This is a genomic window from Streptomyces sp. NPDC003038, assembly GCF_040611115.1.
GTDB lineage: Bacteria > Actinomycetota > Actinomycetes > Streptomycetales > Streptomycetaceae > Streptomyces.
In genome coordinates this window covers 37776-54397 of record NZ_JBEXNN010000008.1, presented here as the reverse complement: position 1 = coordinate 54397, position 16622 = coordinate 37776, and the positions used below count along the sequence as shown (strand labels likewise).

The following is a 16622-nucleotide window of genomic DNA, read 5'->3' as shown; positions in this document are numbered from 1 at the left end:
CTCACGGCTCACGATCCGGCGTTGACGTTGGCGAGGACGGCGGTGGCGATCGCCAGGACCACGGCGCCGGCGAGCAGGGCGCTCAGGTAGCTCTGCACGTTGCCGGTCTGGGCGCGGCGTACGAGGCTGCCGAGCAGCCGGGGGCCGGTGCCCGCGCCGCGGACGTACGTGTCCACGACCTCGCGGTCGAGGAAGCGGACGAGGCTCGCGGCCGCCCGGACGGGGCGGACGAAGAGCCGGTCGTAGACGGCGTCGAGGTGGAAGCCGTCGGCTGCGTGGCGGTGCAGCGGGCCGAGGAGGGCCCTGCCGGGGTCGGTGACGGGGGCGGTGGCGGCCGTGTAGCCGGTCACGGGGACGGCGGCGGCCGCTCCCTGCGGGGCGACCTCGTCGACCTCGGGGGCTTGTGCGGCGGACTCGACCGCGGCGGCGGAGGCCGCGGACGCGGTGACCGAGGCGGGGGCGGTGGCGGCCTGGGCGGCCGGGCGCTGCCACAGGGCGTAGGTGAGCATCGCGCCGATGACCGCGGCGCCCGTGCCGAGGACCGAGGTGGTCACGGACGGAGTGAGTTCCCTGCCGTCGAACCAGTCGGCGAGGGGGCCCGCCGCGAGGCCGAAGCCCAGCGACGGGATCGCCAGCAGCCACAGGACGCCGGTCATGGCGGCGGGCTCCTTGCCGTGGTCGGGGGCGGCGGCGCCCCGGCCCCGGAAGGCCATCAGCCACAGCCGGGTGGCGTAGGCGGCGGTGAGCAGGGCGGTCAGCACGCCGGCGACCAGCACCACCCAGCCGGCGGCGGTGGGCGCGAACTCCGAGTGACCGGTGGCGGTGTGCTCGGCGGCGACGAGGACGGCTTCCTTGGAGAAGAAGCCTGCGAAGGGCGGGATCGCGGCGAGCGCGAGCAGCGCGATGGTCATCGTCCAGAAGGCGTCGGGGATGCGCTTGGACAGGCCGTCCATGCGGGACATGGCGGCCAGGGAGTTCGTGCCGGCGGCGTGGATGATCACGCCCGCGCCGAGGAACAGCAGCGCCTTGAAGGCGCCGTGGGACAGGAGGTGGAAGACGGCGGCGCCGCGATCGCCGACGGCCAGGGCGCCGGTCATGTAGCCGAGCTGGCCGACCGTGGAGTAGGCGAGCACGCGCTTGATGTCGTCCTGGGCCAGGGCGGCGAGGGCGGAGCCGATCATCGTGACGGCGGCCATGACGGCCAGGACCAGCAGGGCGGCTCGGGAGGCCGCGAAGACGGGGAGGAGGCGGGCGATGAAGTAGACGCCGGCGGCGACCATCGTCGCGGCGTGGATCAGCGCGGAGACCGGGGTGGGGCCCGCCATGGCGTCCGGGAGCCAGGTGTGCAGCGGGAACTGCGCGGACTTGCCCGCGACGCCGGCCAGCAGGAGCAGCGCGATCAGCGTCGGGTGGTCGAGCCCGCCGGCGGCGACGGTACCCAGGATCTTCGTGATCCGGAAGGATCCCGCGTCGGCGGCGAGGGCGAACAGGCCGATCAGGAAGGGGACGTCACCGAGCTTGGTGACGAGGAAGGCCTTCAGGGAGGCGGAGCGGGCCGCCTCCGTCTCCCAGTAGTGGCCGACCAGGAAGTACGAGCAGATGCCCATGATCTCCCAGCCGACCAGCAGCACCATCAGGTCGCCGGAGTAGACGACGAGCAGCATGGCGGAGGTGAACAGCGAGATCAGCGCGGCGTACGACGGGTAGCGGGGGTCCTCGCGGAGGTAGGCCGTCGAGTAGAGCTGTACACAGGTGGCGACGACACCGACCAGGACGGCGACCAGCACGGCGAAGCCGTCCAGGTGGAGCGAGAGCTCGATCGGCACCGAGCCGGTCGGGGTCAGCTCGGTCGCGGTGTCGATCGCCTTGCCACCGCCGTGGCGGTAGGCGACGAGCACGGCCAGTACGGCGGCGGCCAGCGTCGGCAGGACGGCGAGCGGCCGGACGAAGCCGGGGGCGGTGCGGCCGGTCAGCAGTCCTGCCACCGCTCCCAGGAAGGGGAGGAGGGGGACGAGGACGGCGAGGGTCGGGGTGGTCACGCGGCGACCTCGCTCTGCGTATGCGGCGTGCTGGACGTGCTGGGCGCGGGCTCGTGGCCCTCGGCGGTGTCCCGCAGCCTGTCGACGTCCGATGTGCCTCGGTTGCGGTACACCATCAGCACGATCGCGAGGCCGATGCCGATCTCGGCGGCGGCGATGGCGATGGTGAAGAGGGTGAGGGCCTGGCCCGCGTGCAGGATGTCGCGCAGCCAGACGTCGAAGGCCACCAGGTTGAGGTTGACGGCGTTGAGCATCAGCTCGACGGACATCAGGACCAGGATGGCGTTGCGGCGGGCGAGCACTCCGTACAGGCCCGTGCAGAAGAGGAGCGCCGCGAGCACGGCGGGGTAGGCGAGGTGCATCAGCGCTGACCCTTCTTGCCGTCGGCGTCGGCGTCGGCAGGGGCGTCGGCCGGAGCAGTCGGGGAGGCCGGGGCGGCCGCGGCGGCCGCGTCGTTCCTGCGGGACAGCACGATGGCGCCGATCAGGGCAGCGAGGAGGAGGACGGAGAGCGCCTCGAAGGGCAGCACCCAGTGCTGGAAGAGGATCTCGCCGGAGACCTTCGTGGAGCCCTGGACGGGACCGTCGAGATCGATCCAGGTGGTGCGGAAGGCGTCGACGACGACCCAGACGAGCGCGACGGCGGCGGTGACGGCGACGCCGAGGGCGACCCAGCGGTTACCGGAATCGGCGTCCGGGGAGCGGCCGATGGGGGCCTTGGTCAGCATCAGTCCGAAGAGGAGGAGGACGACCACGGAACCGAGGTAGATCAGGACCTGGACCCAGGCGATGAACTCGGCGGTCAGCAGCAGGTACTCGACGGCGATGCCGCCGAGCGCGACGACCAGCCACAGGGCCGCGTGCACGAGCTGCCTGGTGGTGACCGTGACGAGGGCAGCGCCGAGGGTGGCGAGGCCGACGAGGACGAAAGCGATCTCGACGCCGGTCGGGGAGAGGAAGCCGGGCCCGTTCGTGGCGGCGGCGGCCAGGGTGGCGGCGGCGGTCACGCGTCTCCCTCCGGGGTCGTGGTGGTCGGCGGCTGCGTCTCGGCGGCAGCCGCAGCGGCAGCGGCTTCGGCCTTCTCCACCGCCTTGCGGGCGGCGGCGACTTCCTTGGGCTCCTCGGCGGCCGGATCCAGCGCGGGCGGGGCCGGCACGGTCCACATCCACTCCCGGAGCTTGTCGCGCTCGTGGGTCAGCTCGTGGATGTCGGTCTCCGCGTACTCGAACTCCGGCGACCAGAAGAGGGCGTCGAAGGGGCACACCTCGATGCAGATGCCGCAGTACATGCAGAGGGAGAAGTCGATGGCGAAGCGGTCCAGGACGTTACGGCTGCGCTCGCGGCCACCCGGTGCGGCGGCCGGGACCGTCTCCTTGTGGGAGTCGATGTAGATGCACCAGTCGGGGCACTCACGGGCGCACAGCATGCAGACCGTGCAGTTCTCCTCGAACAGGCCGATGACCCCACGGCTGCGGGGCGGGAGTTCGGGCTGGGCCTCGGGGTACTGGGCGGTGTGCGCGCGCTTCGTCATCGTGCGCAGCGTGACCGCCAAGCCCTTGGCGAGGCCGGATCCGGGGATGGGCATCAGTTGATCGCCACCTTCACGATGCCGGTGAGCGCGATCTGGGCGAGCGCGAGGGGGATGAGTACGGTCCAGGCGAGCTTCTGGAGCTGGTCCTCGCGCAGCCGCGGGTAGCTCACGCGGAGCCAGATCACGAGGAAGGCGAGGAGCGCGGCCTTGAGCAGGGTCCACACCCAGCCGAGGCCGTCGGCGCCGAGCGGTCCGTGCCAGCCGCCGAGGAAGAGGACCGTGGTGAGGCCGCACAGGACGACGATGCCGGCGTACTCGGCGAGCAGGAACAGCGCGAAGCGCAGGCCGGTGTATTCGGTGTACGCGCCGAAGATGATCTCGGAGTCGGCGACGGGCATGTCGAAGGGTGGCCGCTGGAGTTCGGCGAGGCCGGCGGTGAAGAAGACGAGCGCGCCGACGATCTGCCAGGGCAGCCACCACCACTCGAAGGCGGCGACGATGCCGGGGAGGGAGACCGTCCCGGCGGCCATCGCGACGGAGGCGGCGGCGAGCAGCATGGGCAGCTCGTACGCGAGCAGCTGGGCGGCGGTACGCAGGCCGCCGAGCATCGAGAACTTGTTGGCGGAGGCCCAGCCGGCCATCAGGGAGCCGAGGACTCCGACGCCCATGACGGCGAGTACGAAGAACACTCCCGCGTCGATGACCTGGCCGACCGCGCCCTCGCCCGGTCCGATCGGGATCGCGAGGAGGACGAGGAGGTACGGGAGCAGGGCGACGGCGGGGGCGAGCTGGAAGATCCGTCGGTCGGCGTTGGCCGGGACGATGTCTTCCTTCTGCGCGAACTTCACGCCGTCGGCGACGAGCTGGGCCCAGCCGTGGAAGCCGCCGGCGTACATGGGGCCGAGGCGGCCCTGCATGTGGGCCATCACCTTGTGCTCGGTCTGCCCGACGACGAGCGGGAGCACGAGGAAGACGGCGAAGACGACGATCAGCCGCAGGGCGACGTCGAGGACGTCGTTCACGCGTCGCCTCCGTTGTCGGGGGTGGGATCGGTCTGCGGCCGGGGATCGGCCGCGGGCTTGGTGTCCGGCTCGGCCTCGGCGTCCGGAGGCGCGGCCTGCGGGTCGTCGAAGGCGGGCTTCGGGTCGTGCCAGGGCGCGTCCGCGCCGCGCCGGGTGGCCTCCGGCCCGGGTACGGGGGCCTGGCTCGCGGAGCCGTCGCCCGCGGAGCGGGTGCGGCGCGGCGGACGGGGCGGAGCCTCGGCCCCGGCATCCGTGGCCGCCGGGGGCGCTGCCGGAGCGTCCGGCGTCGCCGGGGTGTCGGCCTCGGGCCGGGCGGTGTCCGGTGTCGCGGTGTCCGGGGTCGCCGGGGCGGCCTGGCTCGCGGAGCCGTCCGCCACCGAGCGGGTACGGCGCGGCGGACGGGACGGAGCCTCGGCCTCCGGGCCGGACGCCGTCGCCGGGGTGTCCGTGGTGGGGCGGGGGCGGCGGGCCGGGGCGCCCTCGCGCGCCGCGGCACCCGCCGCGCGGGGGGTGCGTGCCGGGCGGGCGGGGGCCGGCGGGAGCTGGCCCTTCATCGGGCCCCAGTCGTTGGGGTCCGGGACGCCCGGCGGGAGCATCTGCCGGCGCTTCGGGGCGTCGGGATCCGCGGCCTCGCCCGGCTCCTTCGCGCCCGGCCACGCCTTGACGACGCGCGCGGCCAGGACGAAGTCCTTGCGCAGCGGGTGCCCCTCGAAGTTCTCCGGGAGGAGGAGCGGGACGAGGTGCGGGTGGTCCGTGAAGACCACGCCGAACATCTCGAACGTCTCTCGCTCATGCCATTCCGCCCCCGCGTAGACCGCGACCGCCGACGGCAGGGAGGGAGCGGAATGCGGGACCGTCGTACGGAGCAGCAGGCGGCGTACGCGGCGGTTCTCCAGCGAGACGACGTGCGCGCAGATCCGGAAGCCGGTGCCCGGCTCGTCGACCGCGCTCAGCCAGTCGAAGTACGTGCAGCCCAGCTTGTCCCGGGCGATTTCGAGCGAGGAGATCCAGCTGCCGACGGGCACGTCCACCGTGAGGACGCCGTACGAGGACTCGGCGACGGCCTCGGCGCCGAAGACCGTGGGCGCCGCGTCGGGGAGGGAGTCGTAGAGGTTCACGCGCCGGCCCCCGGAGCGGGTGCGGACAGCGGCGTGACCGGGACCGGGACCGGGGCCGTGACGAGGCCGCTGGTGAGCTGGGAGACGGACGGGCCCGTCGCGTAGCGGTCGGCCAGCGATTCCCGGGCGATCTTCTCCTGGAGCTTGAGGATGCCCTGGAGCAGCGCCTCCGGGCGCGGCGGGCAGCCGGGGACGTAGACGTCGACCGGGATGATCTGGTCCACGCCCTTCGTCACCGCGTACGAGTCCCAGTACGGCCCGCCGCAGTTGGAGCAGGCGCCGAAGGAGATGACGTACTTCGGCTCCGGCATCTGCTCGTACAGCCGCTTCACGGCCGGGGCCATCTTGTCCGTGACCGTGCCCGAGACGATCATCAGGTCGGCCTGGCGGGGGCCCGGCGCGAAGGGGATGACCCCGAGCCGGATGAAGTCGTGCCGGGCCATGGACGCGGCGATGAACTCGATCGCACAGCAGGCGAGGCCGAAGTTGAAGACCCACAGGCTGTACCGGCGGCCCCAGTTGAGGACCACCTTCATCGGTTCCGGGGCCAGACGGGAGAGCACTCCGAGGCGCCTGGGCTCGGGGAGCAGCTCGCCCTCGGCGGGTGTCACAGCGGGTGTCACGTCCATTCGAGGACGCCCTTCTTGTACGCATAGAGCAGGCCGACGGCCAGGAAGCCCAGGAAGATGAACATCTCCACCAGGGTCGTGGCGCCGTAACCGGCGGCGGCGAACACCGTCGCCCACGGGAACAGGAAGATCGAGTCGACGGCGAAGATGACGTAGAGGAAGGCGTAGACGTAGTAGCGGACCTGGGTGTGGGCCCAGCCCTCGCCCACCGGGTCCACGCCGCATTCGTAGGTCAGCAGCTTCTCGGGGCTCGGGACCACCGGCCGCAGCAGGCGGCCGGCTCCGAAGGCCACGGCCACGAAGAGCACACCCAGTACGGCCAGCAGGCCGACGACCGAATAACTCCGGAAGTAGTCTGCCGCGAGCACGGTTGCGGTCGATACCGTTGGGTCAGGCACGTCCGTTCCTCGCTTCTCGGCCACTGTCGACGATCTGGTATGTACGCGAGTCTAGGCCCTGCCTCACACACGGTGGGGTTATCCCCCGTTCACAGCACCCGGCCACCCCATGGCACCAGCGGGTCGCACTTGACAGGCTGGGCGGCATGACCGCGATCAAGCACGCCAGTCGGCCCAGCGGGTCCGACCGCGCCACTGGCTCCGGCCGGCCGAACCGGCCCCGTGAGGAAACCGGCGACGACCGGCCTCCCCCCGTACGCGCCGTCTTCAGCGCCGTGACGTGGAAGGAGATCGGCTACCTGCTCGGCAACCTGCCGGTGGCGGTCGTCGGTTTCGTTTACACCGTCTTCATGGTCGCGACCGCGGGCAGCCTGTCCGTGACGGCCATCGGAATTCCGCTGCTCGCCTGCGGCCTCTACCTGTCCCGCCAGTTGGGACGGCTGGAACGGGCACGGGCGCGGGCGCTGCTGGGCGTGCGGGTGGACGAGCCGACCCCGATCCCGGGCCCCCGGCGGACCGGGGGCTTCTTCCCCTGGCTGTGGACGAGCGTCAAGGACCCGGTCGCCTGGCGGACCGTGCTCTACGAGCTGATCCGGCTCCCGTGGGGCGTACTGACCTTCACCGTCGTACTGACCGGACTGTTCGTGCTGTGGCCGGTCCTGCCGTACGTGGTGCGCGGGCTGGCCAACGCGGACCGCGCGATGGTACGGGGGCTCCTGTCCCCCTCGGACGAGCTGGAGCGGCGCATCGCGGAGCTGGAATCCGACCGCGGGGTCGTCGTCGACACCGCGGCGGCCGACCTGCGGCGCATCGAACGCGATCTGCACGACGGCGCGCAGGCGCGGCTGGTGGCCCTGGCGATGGGGCTGGGCCTGGCCAAGGAGAAGCTGCTGGAGGACCCGCAGGGCGCGGCGGCGATGGTCGACGAGGCGCACGGGGAGGTGAAGATCGCCCTCCAGGAGCTGCGGGACCTCGCTCGGGGAATCCACCCCGCCGTGTTGACGGACCGGGGACTGGACGCGGCGCTGTCGTCGGTGGCCTCGCGGTGCGTGGTGCCGGTGAAGGTGGCGGTGGACCTGCCGGCGCGGCCGGCGGAGGCGATCGAGGGGATCGCGTACTTCGTCGTGTCGGAGCTGCTGCAGAACGTGAGCAAGCACGCGGGCGCGCGGGTCGCGGGCGTGGAGGTGTGGCGGGCGGGTGCGCGGCTGCTCATCCGGGTGTCGGACGACGGGCGCGGTGGTGCGCGGATGTCCGGCGGTACAGGGCTGGCCGGGCTCGCGGAGCGGTTGGGCGCGGTGGACGGGGTGCTGGTGCTGGACTCGCCCGAGGGGGCGGGCACGGTGGTCACGGCCGAGCTGCCGTGGCGGGACCACGGGGGTGCGGGTCGCTGAGCCGGATCCGCTGACGCCGCTGGGGTGGGGGACTCCCGTCCGGGGTGGGGCGGGGGTCCCGTCCGCGTGGGGGCCCGACCGGGTGGCGGGGTCCGTCGCCGAATCCGCCCGGGGTGGGGTTAACCCCCCGGTGGACAGGCCGACTCGCCGCATGGTTCGGCCGCGCGGTGGGCGACAGGGTGGAGGCGTAGCGGGCGGACGGAAGGACGGGGCGCGACCATGGACGACGGCAACGGCAAGGGCAACGGCAAACGCAGGGGCGGTGGCGCCGGCACCAGCACGGGCGGCGGCGGTGCCTTCGGCGGTCACGGCGGCGGTGGGTTCGGCGGTAGCGTCCGCGGACACGGCGGCAGCGGCTTCGGCGGTGGCGTCCACCGACACGACGGCGACGGCTTCGGCGCCGTGCTGCGCGCACCCCTCGCGGGGCGGACCTGGCGGGAACTGGGGTATCTGCTCCTCGGGCTGCCGCTCAGCACGCTGTACTTCTCGCTCGCCATCGCCGGCCTGAGCCTCGGCGCCGGGCTGCTCGTCACCTTCCTCGGGATTCCGGTACTCGCCGGCGTACTCGCGATGTGCCGCGGGTTCGGGCACCTGGAACGGGCCCGGGTACGCGCCCTGCTCCGGACCGACATCCCCGATCCCTCCCCCATCCGGGCCGAGAAGCGCGGAGCCCTCGCCGCGATGGGGGCGCTGCTCAAGAGCGGGAGCGCCTGGCGGCACGCGCTGTACTGCGTGATCCACTTCCCGTGGGCGGTGTTCAGTTTCACCCTGGCGGTGGTGTTCTGGGCGTACGGGTGGGGCTTCCTGCTGTACCCCGTCTGGTTCTGGGTCTTCCCCGCCTACACCGATCAGCCCGGCCTGCAGCTCTTCCAGAACGGCGACTACGCCTTCCACCTCGACTCCCCCGCGGAGATCGCCCTCACCAGCCTGGTCGGTCTGGCCTTCACGCTCGCCACGCCGTGGGTGCTCCGGGCCCTGACCACCGTCGACCGGGTCCTGATCAGCGGGCTGCTCGGCGCCTCCCGCCTCGACTCCCGCGTCAGCGAGCTGGAGTCCGACCGGGGGGTGGTCGTGGACACCGCCGCCGCCGACCTGCGGCGCATCGAGCGCGACCTGCACGACGGGGCACAGGCCCGGCTCGTGGCCCTCGCGATGGATCTGGGGCTGGCGAAGGAGAAGCTCACCGAGGATCCGCAGGCCGCCGCGCGGATGGTGGACGAGGCCCACGGGGAGGTGAAGATCGCCCTCCAGGAGCTGCGCGACCTGGCCCGCGGGATCCATCCGGCCGTACTGACCGACCGCGGTCTGGACGCGGCGCTGTCGTCGGTGGCCGCGCGGTGCGCGGTTCCGGTACGGGTGGCCGTGGATCTCCCGTACCGGCCTGCGGCCGCGATCGAGGGGATCGCGTACTTCACGGCCTCCGAGCTGCTGCAGAACATCAGCAAGCACTCCGGGGCGCGGTCGGCCTCGGTGGACGTGTGGAAGTCCGGGGAGCGGCTGCTGATCCAGGTCGCCGACGACGGCCGTGGCGGGGCGGGGCCCCGGCCCGGTTCGGGGCTGGCGGGCCTGACCGAGCGAGTGGACGCGGTGGACGGGGCGCTGGTCGTCGACTCGCCGCCGGAGGGCGGTACGACGGTCACGGCGGAGCTCCCCTGGCGCGCCCGGCCCTGAGGCGGGCGGCCCGGATGACGCGGCGGCCCGGGTCCGGCCCCTGAACCGGCCCGGGCCCGGCCCCTGAACCGAGCCCCGGCCCGGCCCCTGAACCGAGCCCCGCCGAGCCCGTCTCCGTGGCGGGCCCCCGACGGGCTTCGCGGCGAAAACTCGGCCTGTACGCGCACCGGTTGCCCCGGCTCTGCATCCATCCGGCCCCGAGCTGGGATGCTGGGGCCGAGCCCGAACGTGCGGGTACGAGTGGATGCGGGAGCTGCTGAGTCGTGGACGACAGGGTGCGAGTGGTCATCGCCGAGGATTCGGTGCTGCTGCGTGAGGGTCTGACCCGGCTGCTGACCGACCGGGGGCACGACGTCGTCGCCGGCGTCGGGGACGCGGAAGCCCTGATCAAGACCGTGGCGGAGCTGGCGGCGGAGGACGCGCTGCCGGATGTGGTGGTGGCGGATGTGCGGATGCCGCCGACGCACACCGACGAGGGCGTACGGGCGGCCGTACGCCTGCGCCGCGAGTACCCGGGGATCGGGGTGCTGGTCCTGTCGCAGTACGTGGAGGAGCAGTACGCCACCGAGCTGCTGGCCGGCTCCAGTACCGGAGTGGGGTACCTGCTCAAGGACCGGGTCGCCGAGGTGCGGGAATTCCTGGACGCGGTCGTGCGCGTGGCCCGGGGCGGTACCGCCCTGGACCCGGAGGTCGTCGCCCAGCTGCTCGGCCGCAGCCGGAAGCAGGACGTACTGGCGGGCCTGACTCCCCGCGAGCGCGAGGTGCTCGGGCTGATGGCCGAGGGACGTACGAATTCTGCCGTGGCGAAGCAGCTGGTGGTCAGCGACGGAGCGGTGGAGAAGCACGTCAGCAACATCTTCATGAAGCTGGGCCTGTCGCCGAGTGACGGGGATCACCGGCGTGTTCTGGCCGTTCTCACCTACCTGAAGTCCTGATCGACCGACACTCAGTCAGATATGGCATAACCGGTCGGGTCGTCTCGACGTGCGGGCCGACGGTCCAGAATGTGGTGGTTCCCGGGGACTTCATCCCTACGGACGTAGGGTTGAACTTGGGGGCGCCCACGCCTCGAAGGAGGTCCAGTTCAGTGACCAGCCAGGTCAGTAGCGCAGCCGAGCAGGCCGACGGGGCCGGGGGTGCGGTTGTCGGTGGACAGCGCGCCCCGGCCGGCCCGGGCGGCAAGGAAGTCCGCCGCCTCGATCGTGTGATCATCCGATTCGCGGGTGACTCCGGTGACGGCATGCAGCTCACCGGTGACCGGTTCACCTCGGAAACGGCGACGTTCGGCAACGACCTCTCGACCCTGCCGAACTTCCCCGCCGAGATCCGCGCGCCCGCCGGGACCCTGCCGGGCGTTTCTTCCTTCCAGCTGCACTTCGCCGACCACGACATCCTCACCCCCGGCGACGCGCCGAACGTGCTGGTCGCGATGAACCCGGCCGCCCTCAAGGCCAACATCGCGGACGTGCCCCGCGGCGCGGAGATCATCGTCAACACGGACGAGTTCACCAAGCGGCCGATGGCCAAGGTCGGCTACGAGACCTCCCCGCTGGAAGACGGCTCCCTCGACGCCTACCACCTGCACCCGGTGCCCCTGACGACCCTGACGGTCGAGGCACTGAAGGACTTCGGGCTCTCCCGCAAGGAGGCCGAGCGCAGCAAGAACATGTTCGCGCTGGGCCTGCTGAGCTGGATGTACCACCGGCCCACCGAAGGCACCGAACAGTTCCTGCGCCGGAAGTTCGCGAAGAAGCCCGCCATCGCCGAGGCGAACGTCGCCGCCTTCCGGGCCGGCTGGAACTTCGGCGAGACGACCGAGGACTTCGCCGTCTCCTACGAGGTCGCCCCGGCGACCAAGGCCTTCCCGACCGGCACCTATCGCAACATCTCCGGGAACCTGGCCCTGTCCTACGGGCTGATCGCCGCGGGCCGGCAGGCCGACCTGCCCCTCTACCTGGGCTCGTACCCGATCACCCCGGCCTCCGACATCCTGCACGAGTTGTCGAAGCACAAGAACTTCGGCGTGCGGACCTTCCAGGCCGAGGACGAGATCGCAGGCATCGGCGCGGCCCTCGGCGCGGCCTTCGGCGGGTCCCTCGGCGTGACGACCACCTCCGGGCCGGGTGTGGCGCTGAAGTCGGAGACGATCGGGCTGGCGGTGTCGCTGGAGCTGCCGCTGCTGATCGTGGACATCCAGCGCGGTGGCCCCTCCACCGGTCTGCCCACCAAGACGGAGCAGGCGGACCTCCTGCAGGCCATGTACGGGCGCAACGGCGAGGCGCCGGTCCCGATCGTGGCGCCCAGGACCCCCGCCGACTGCTTCGACGCGGCACTGGACGCGGCGCGGATCGCGCTGACGTACCGGACGCCGGTCTTCCTGCTCTCCGACGGCTACCTCGCCAACGGTTCCGAGCCCTGGAAGATCCCCGACGTGGACGACCTGCCCGACCTGCGGACCCCATTCGCGTCCGAGCCCAACCACGAGCTCGCGGACGGTACCGAGGTCTTCTGGCCGTACAAGCGGGACCCCGGGACGCTGGCCCGGCCCTGGGCCGTCCCGGGCACGCCCGGCCTCGAACACCGCATCGGCGGGATCGAGAAGCAGGACGGCAGCGGCAACATCTCCTACGACCCGGCCAACCACGACCTCATGGTCCGCACCCGTCAGGCCAAGGTCGACGGCATCGAAGTCCCCGACGTCGACGTCGACGACCCGGACGGGGCCCGCACGCTCGTCCTGGGCTGGGGCTCCACCTACGGCCCCATCACCGCCGCCGTCCGCCGCCTGCGCCTTGACGCCGTTCCCATCGCCCAGGCCCACTTGCGCCACCTGAACCCCTTCCCGAGGAATCTGGGTGAGGTCCTCAAGCGTTACGAGAAAGTAGTAGTGCCGGAGATGAACCTCGGGCAGCTGGCCACCCTGATCCGGGCGAAGTACCTGGTCGACGCCCAGTCCTACAACCAGGTGAACGGAATGCCCTTCAAGGCCGAGCAGCTCGCCACGGTCCTCAAGGAGGCCACCCATGACTGAGGCAACCACCGAGGCGACCGACACGATCGGGCCTACCGGGACGGCGGCGGCCGGCCGTAAGGGCGCGGTGGCCGATACCGCGTCCACGCTGCTGTCGCTCGTGCCCAAGGCGCAGGCCAAGCAGTCGATGAAGGACTTCAAGTCGGACCAGGAGGTCCGCTGGTGCCCCGGCTGCGGTGACTACGCCGTCCTCGCCGCCGTGCAGGGCTTCATGCCCGAGCTCGGCCTGGCGAAGGAGAACATCGTCTTCGTCTCCGGGATCGGCTGCTCCTCCCGGTTCCCGTACTACATGAACACCTACGGGATGCACTCCATCCACGGCCGTGCCCCCGCCATCGCCACGGGCCTGGCCACCTCCCGCCGCGACCTGAGCGTGTGGGTGGTCACCGGTGACGGTGACGCGCTGTCCATCGGCGGAAACCACCTCATCCACGCCCTGCGCCGCAACGTCAACCTCAAGATCCTGCTGTTCAACAACCGGATCTACGGTCTGACCAAGGGCCAGTACTCCCCCACCTCCGAGCTCGGCAAGATCACCAAGTCGACCCCCATGGGGTCGCTCGACGCACCCTTCAACCCGGTGTCCCTGGCCATCGGCGCCGAAGCCTCCTTCGTGGCCCGCACCGTGGACTCCGACCGCAAGCACCTCACCGAGGTCCTGCGCCGGGCCTCCGACCACCAGGGCACGGCGCTGGTGGAGATCTACCAGAACTGCAACATCTTCAACGACGGCGCCTTCGATGCCCTGAAGGACAACGACCGGGCGCAGGACGCGGTCATCCGCCTGGAGGACGGGCAGCCGATCCGCTTCGGCGCGGACCTGACCAAGGGCGTCGTCCGCAACCCGGCCACCGGAGACCTGGAGGTCGTGACGGTCACCCCGGAGAACGAGGCGCGGATCCTCGTCCACGACGCCGGGGCGGCCAGCCCCACCACGGCTTTCGCCCTCTCCCGCCTCGCCGACCCCGACACCCTTCACCACACCCCCATCGGGGTCTTCCGCAATGTCGACCGGCCCGTTTACGACACGCTCATGGCCGAGCAGCTCGACACGGCCACCGAGCAGAACGGCAAGGGCGACCTCGGCGCCCTGCTGAGCGGCAACGACACCTGGACCGTCATCGGCTGACCCCTGCCGTGCCCCCGCGAAGCCCGGATCTCGCCGGAGGTCCGGGCTTCGCCGTGTCGACGGTGTCATGAGCATCTCCCGCTAACGGGCATGACATCCGTCCCGGACGGCGCTACGGTCTTCAAGTTGGCTGGAAGTCGCACAGGAGGCCCCGTGAAGGCAGGGAACGAGCAGCGCACGGGTTTGCTCTACGGATTCGGCGCATACGGCATGTGGGGTCTGGTCCCCCTCTTCTGGCCGCTCCTCAAGCCCTCCGGCGCCATCGAGATCCTCGCCCACCGCATGGTGTGGTCGCTGGCCGTGGTCGGGTTGGCGCTGCTCGCGCTGCGCCGCTGGGGCTGGATACGAGAGCTGCTCCGGCAGCCCCGCAAGCTGGTCCTGACCACTCTGGCCGCCTTGGTGATCACCGTGAACTGGGGCCTGTACATCTGGGCCGTCAACAACGGCCAGGTCGTCGAGGCGAGCCTCGGCTACTTCATCAATCCGCTGGTCAGCATCGCGATCGGAGTGCTCCTGCTCGGCGAACGGCTGCGCCGCGCGCAGTGGGCGGCAGTCGGGGTCAGCTTCGTCGCCGTGCTGGTGCTCGCCGTCGGTTACGGGCGGCCGCCGTGGATCTCACTGGTCCTGGCCTTCTCTTTCGCGGTGTACGGGCTGCTGAAGAAGAAGATCAACATGGGTGGGCTGGAGTCGCTGACCGCCGAGACCGCACTGCTGTTCCTGCCCGCCCTCGGCTACCTGCTGTGGCTCGGCGCGCAAGGGCAGTCCACCTTCGCCTCGCACGGCCTCGGGCACGCCGTCCTGCTCGCCTCGGCCGGACTCGTCACCGCGGTCCCGCTGGTGTGCTTCGGGGCGGCCGCGATCCGCGTCCCGCTCTCCACCCTCGGGCTGCTCCAGTACATGGCGCCGGTGTTCCAGTTCGCGCTGGGCGTCCTGTACTTCCACGAGGCCATGCCGCCCGAGCGCTGGGTCGGCTTCTCCCTGGTCTGGGCCGCGCTCGCCGTCCTGACCTGGGACGCGCTGCGTACGGCGCGCAGGCCCCGGGCGCTGCTCGAAGAGGTCCCCGCCGCAGTGGTGGCGCCGGCACGCGAGCCTGCGTAACAGCACACCCCGCCCTCTCACGATCCCCGGTACGGACCACCCGTACCGGGGATCGTCCGTTTTCCGAACTGACCTGACCGAATTGTGGTCTTGACTGAACGTCATAATCTCACTGACCATCAGGCTCGCACTGACGCACGAACGCTCACCTGCGCTACCCCGCACGTTCCGTCATATCCCCGCGGAATCCCGGAGCCCCCACATGAGCCTGTCCGTCTCCCGGCGCCTCGCTGCCGTGACCGCATTCGCGGTCGCGGGCCTGTTCGCCTCCACCGCCCCCGCGGCGCTCGCCGCCCCCACGGCGGCCACCGCGGCGCCGACGCCGCCCGACATTCCGCTGGCCAACGTCAAGGCCCACCTGTCGCAGTTCTCGACCATCGCCGCCAACAACGGCGGCAACCGCGCCCACGGGCGGGCCGGCTACAAGGCGTCGATCGACTACGTGAAGGCCAAGCTCGACGCGGCGGGCTTCACCACCACCCTGCAGACCTTCACCACCAGCGGCGCCACCGGGTACAACCTGATCGCCGACTGGCCGGGCGGCGACCCCAACGCGGTCCTGATGGCGGGCGCGCACCTGGACTCGGTGTCCTCGGGCGCCGGGATCAACGACAACGGCTCCGGGTCGGCGGCCGTTCTGGAGACCGCCCTCGCCGTCTCGCGGGCCGGCCTCCAGCCCACGAAGCACCTGCGTTTCGGCTGGTGGGGGGCGGAGGAGCTGGGCCTGGTCGGCTCGAAGTACTACGTCAACAACCTGCCGAGCACCGAGCGCGCGAAGTTCTCCGGGTACCTGAACTTCGACATGATCGGCTCGCCGAACCCGGGCTACTTCGTCTATGACGACGACCCGACCATCGAGCAGACCTTCAAGAACTACTACGCGGGCCTCGGCGTCCCGACCGAGATCGAGACCGAGGGCGACGGACGCTCCGACCACGCCTCCTTCAAGAACGTGGGCATACCCGTCGGCGGCCTGTTCACCGGCGCCAGCAACACGAAGTCGTCGGCGCAGGCGCAGAAGTGGGGCGGCACCGCCGGTCAGGCCTTCGACCGCTGCTACCACTCCTCCTGTGACGGCACGGCGAACATCAACGACACCGCCCTGGACCGCAACGCCGACGCCATCGCCTACGCGGTCTGGAACCTCGGCGCGGCCACGCCGGTCCCGCCGGGCCCGTCCTTCGAGAACACCGCTGACGTCAGCGTGCCGGACTCCCCCGCGGCCGCGGTGACTTCGCCGATCACGGTCTCCGGCGTCTCGGGCAACGCGCCCGCGACCACCAAGGTGGACGTCAACATCGTCCACACCTACCGCGGCGACCTGGTCGTCCACCTGATCGCCCCGGACGGCACCGCCTACCTGCTGAAGAACTCCAGCGGGTCGGACTCGGCGGACAACGTCATCGCCTCGTACACGGTCAACGCGTCGAGCGAGGCGGCCAACGGGGTCTGGAAGCTCCAGGTCAAGGACGTGGCCGCGCAGGACGTCGGCTACATCAACAGCTGGAAGATCACCTTCTGACCGGACCGGTCTGACTGACCGATCGGCCGGACTGACCGACCGGA

Annotated in this window: 15 protein-coding genes; 7 read left to right on the top strand and 8 right to left on the bottom strand. The window is 71.4% G+C overall.

From position 1 onward, the window contains the following. Positions 1–8 precede the first annotated feature (8 nt). Genes ABZX75_RS12705 through ABZX75_RS12670 form a run of 8 tightly spaced genes read right to left on the bottom strand, consistent with a single transcriptional unit; the run spans position 9 to position 6736 of the window. Complete coding sequence (locus ABZX75_RS12705) at positions 9–2039, bottom strand: NADH-quinone oxidoreductase subunit L (RefSeq protein ID WP_355410173.1); 2031 nt, start codon at positions 2037–2039, stop codon at positions 9–11. Beyond that, entirely contained in the window at positions 2036–2401 is a 366-nt protein-coding gene (gene nuoK, locus ABZX75_RS12700) for an NADH-quinone oxidoreductase subunit NuoK (RefSeq protein ID WP_355410172.1), read from the bottom strand. The genes ABZX75_RS12705 and nuoK overlap by 4 nt, the downstream gene beginning before the upstream one ends. Continuing rightward, a complete protein-coding gene (locus tag ABZX75_RS12695) occupies positions 2401–3045 on the bottom strand; it encodes an NADH-quinone oxidoreductase subunit J (RefSeq protein WP_355410171.1) in 645 nt (214 codons plus the stop codon). The genes nuoK and ABZX75_RS12695 overlap by 1 nt, the downstream gene beginning before the upstream one ends. After that, positions 3042–3626, bottom strand: coding sequence for an NADH-quinone oxidoreductase subunit I (locus ABZX75_RS12690; protein WP_355410364.1), 585 nt, complete (start codon positions 3624–3626; stop codon positions 3042–3044). The genes ABZX75_RS12695 and ABZX75_RS12690 overlap by 4 nt, the downstream gene beginning before the upstream one ends. Further along, complete coding sequence (locus ABZX75_RS12685; RefSeq protein WP_355410170.1) at positions 3623–4591, bottom strand: complex I subunit 1 family protein; 969 nt, start codon at positions 4589–4591, stop codon at positions 3623–3625. The genes ABZX75_RS12690 and ABZX75_RS12685 overlap by 4 nt, the downstream gene beginning before the upstream one ends. Beyond that, a complete protein-coding gene (locus tag ABZX75_RS12680) occupies positions 4588–5709 on the bottom strand; it encodes an NADH-quinone oxidoreductase subunit C (protein ID WP_355410169.1) in 1122 nt (373 codons plus the stop codon). The genes ABZX75_RS12685 and ABZX75_RS12680 overlap by 4 nt, the downstream gene beginning before the upstream one ends. Further along, on the bottom strand, positions 5706–6338 hold the full coding sequence (locus ABZX75_RS12675) for an NADH-quinone oxidoreductase subunit B family protein (protein WP_355410168.1): 633 nt from the start codon (positions 6336–6338) through the stop codon (positions 5706–5708). The genes ABZX75_RS12680 and ABZX75_RS12675 overlap by 4 nt, the downstream gene beginning before the upstream one ends. Beyond that, positions 6329–6736 carry an NADH-quinone oxidoreductase subunit A gene (locus ABZX75_RS12670; RefSeq protein ID WP_355410167.1) on the bottom strand — a complete coding sequence of 136 codons (408 nt, stop codon included), beginning with the start codon at positions 6734–6736 and terminating at the stop codon, positions 6329–6331. The genes ABZX75_RS12675 and ABZX75_RS12670 overlap by 10 nt, the downstream gene beginning before the upstream one ends. A 146-nt stretch (positions 6737–6882) precedes the next feature. On the opposite strand from ABZX75_RS12670, the gene ABZX75_RS12665 reads away from it, so the two are divergent. The 7 genes from ABZX75_RS12665 (at position 6883) to ABZX75_RS12635 (ending at position 16578) form a co-directional block, all read left to right on the top strand. Beyond that, on the top strand, positions 6883–8127 hold the full coding sequence (locus ABZX75_RS12665; protein WP_355410166.1) for a sensor domain-containing protein: 1245 nt from the start codon (positions 6883–6885) through the stop codon (positions 8125–8127). A gap of 219 nt (positions 8128–8346) precedes the next feature. Next, positions 8347–9798, top strand: coding sequence for a sensor domain-containing protein (locus ABZX75_RS12660; RefSeq protein ID WP_355410165.1), 1452 nt, complete (start codon positions 8347–8349; stop codon positions 9796–9798). A gap of 275 nt (positions 9799–10073) precedes the next feature. Beyond that, positions 10074–10733 (top strand): response regulator transcription factor, encoded by a 660-nt coding sequence (locus tag ABZX75_RS12655; protein ID WP_355410363.1) that lies wholly within the window; start codon positions 10074–10076, stop codon positions 10731–10733. Between the two features lie 152 nt (positions 10734–10885). After that, complete coding sequence (locus ABZX75_RS12650; protein WP_355410164.1) at positions 10886–12829, top strand: 2-oxoacid:acceptor oxidoreductase subunit alpha; 1944 nt, start codon at positions 10886–10888, stop codon at positions 12827–12829. 127 nt (positions 12830–12956) lie between these two features. Continuing rightward, positions 12957–13958, top strand: coding sequence for a 2-oxoacid:ferredoxin oxidoreductase subunit beta (locus ABZX75_RS12645; protein ID WP_355410362.1), 1002 nt, complete (start codon positions 12957–12959; stop codon positions 13956–13958). Between the two features lie 153 nt (positions 13959–14111). Further along, a complete protein-coding gene (gene rarD, locus ABZX75_RS12640) occupies positions 14112–15056 on the top strand; it encodes an EamA family transporter RarD (protein ID WP_355410163.1) in 945 nt (314 codons plus the stop codon). A gap of 202 nt (positions 15057–15258) precedes the next feature. Continuing rightward, complete coding sequence (locus tag ABZX75_RS12635; RefSeq protein WP_355410162.1) at positions 15259–16578, top strand: M28 family metallopeptidase; 1320 nt, start codon at positions 15259–15261, stop codon at positions 16576–16578. Positions 16579–16622: the final 44 nt, after the last annotated feature.